The sequence below is a fragment of the Cytophagia bacterium CHB2 genome (assembly GCA_030263535.1).
GTDB lineage: Bacteria > Zhuqueibacterota > Zhuqueibacteria > Zhuqueibacterales > Zhuqueibacteraceae > Coneutiohabitans.
Window position 1 is genome coordinate 1 of record SZPB01000638.1, and the last position, 2,004, is coordinate 2,004.

Consider the following 2,004-nt stretch of genomic DNA (forward strand, 5'->3'; position numbering starts at 1 on the left):
CGACGGAAGCTGCGCGAGAGCACACGCCAAAACCACATCCAACGCCGCGCCGCTGCCCGCCATGCTGATTGCGGCCGCCATGGCTTGCGCCGCCCATAACCCGTCTTCCGCATTTGTGATTTCGGCGTCACGCGCGGCAAGAGTTGCTGCAACTTGAGCTTGCCCGGCACAAACGACGCCAATGGGCACAGCGCGCGCGACGGCGCTGTCATCGAAATAATGCGGATTATAGCGGCCGCTGTTCGGCGGTTGTATTGATTTTCGCAGATGCGCCAGCGCGACTTGAATGCTCACACTGGCTTTGATGTTTTCGGCGTGCGCCAACTCCTGCCAACTTGAAAACCAGAGATCACCATCAAAATTTTCGCGCTGACGCAGGAGATTTTTCATGGTGAATGCCGCCCATTCCGTATCGTCTGCCGGGGCCAACAAAAACGCTTCAGCGGGCCGATTCAACGAAAACGGCATGGCTACGGGAAGCGTGTTGTTATCTTCGGAGGCGGCATCAATTTCACGGCGGATTCGCCTGGTCCAAAATGGCAATGCAACGCTGCGATGAAACATCGCAGGCCAGCTTATCGCATCACCCAATGCCAGGCCGAGCATGGCATTGCGCACGCGCAGGCGGAGATCATTCATCAACATCCTCCTGGCGGGCAGCAAGCGCTGCCAGGGCCTCTGCGGTTGATAGAATATCCATACCCGCAACGGTTTTAATGCACGCGCCGCGCGCCGCTTGAATTCTGCTTGACCAATGCGCGGGCAGTGAAGAATAGCCGTGTTTCGCGCCGGTAATGGCGCCACAAATCGCGGCAACGGTATCCGTGTCGCGACCGGCATTCACCGCGCCAATCACCGCCTGCTCAAAATTGCCGCGGGCAGCGGCAATCACACCGAATGCCAAACCCACGGCTTCCGGCGCGAGATCAGCCCAATGATAATAACGGCACACCAGCGCATCATATAACGCTTGCGGAGCGTCCCAGAATTCGAGGTGATTCCGCGCAATTGCAATGCCTGTGTGGATCGCATACCCACACCAGGACTCTTCCGGAACGGCTTGCAGCGCGGCCGCGAGAATTTGATCATCATCCGCTCCGCTCATGGCACGTGCAACGGCCGCGGCGACGGCTTTTCCCGCATAAATGCCTTCACCGGCATGGCTCACGGCGCCGTCAATTTCAGCCAGCTTTGCCGCGAGTTGGGGATTACCGGCTGCAGCAATGCCGTAAGGCGCGGCGCGCATGGCCAGGCCATCACTCCAACTGTGAAGATGTTGCCCGGATTGCGGCGGCTGCAAACCGCGCTTAAGATTTGCGATGGTCAGAATCTCGCTGAAACCGGCGCCTTTGTATTCGTTTTTTTCCGAGATGATTTCGTCGCGCCAGGCTTGTGCCACGTTTGCCGAGGTCAAAGCAAAGCCATGGCGCAGCAGCAAACGCGCACTGAACAAAGCATATTCCGTGTCATCCGTGCCGGCCGGTTGTTCCGTTAAAAAATCTGTAACGCGTCCCCAACGCTGCTGAATTTGCGCCGGAGTTTTTCCTTCGGTTGGACTGCCGAGCGCATCGCCGATGGCAAGGCCCATGAACGCGCCACGCGCACGATCGACGAGTTCCGTCACCATGGTTCGTCCCGCATTTGATATCGCGATAACACGAGGTTACTTTCCCTTTCGATGCGCTTCGATGTTTCTGCAAGTGAGAGCCGGTTGGCAAAGAATTCCTGCAAAACCGGGTTGGCAACCCGGCTCTTCCATTCGACGTAGCCCGGAGCGCCAAGCCACGGCCCGACGGTCAAATATTGAGCAGATTGTGTAACAATGTCCCAGCCGTCATTTGCCGTTTGAAACTGCGGCAACCGCAAGCACGATTGCCGCGTGGGAATCATCCAATCGCTTTGCGCGAGGTGCGTCATGTTTTTGGTGTTGAGCATGAACTCGATAAAGCGCATGGCCTCGGCTTGATGGCGCGACTTTTTCGGAATGCTCAACGTTTGTGTGCT

The 2,004-nt window shown here is 57.4% G+C and carries 2 protein-coding genes; both read right to left on the minus strand.

The window, feature by feature from the left end; genetic code table 11:
* Positions 1–840, minus strand: an 840-nt coding sequence (locus tag FBQ85_29745; GenBank protein MDL1879314.1) for a hypothetical protein, incomplete at its 3' end; no start/stop codon positions are given.
* Positions 632–1,627: an ADP-ribosylglycohydrolase family protein gene (locus tag FBQ85_29750; GenBank protein ID MDL1879315.1), complete on the minus strand. Its 996-nt coding sequence runs from the start codon at positions 1,625–1,627 to the stop codon at positions 632–634. The genes FBQ85_29745 and FBQ85_29750, both read right to left, overlap by 209 nt.
* Positions 1,628–2,004: the final 377 nt, after the last annotated feature.

Coding starts and splice junctions, on each gene's coding strand:
- FBQ85_29750 (MDL1879315.1), bottom strand. CDS start 1,627: ATGGTGACGGAACTCGTCGATCGTGCGCGTGGCGCGTTCATGGGCCTT.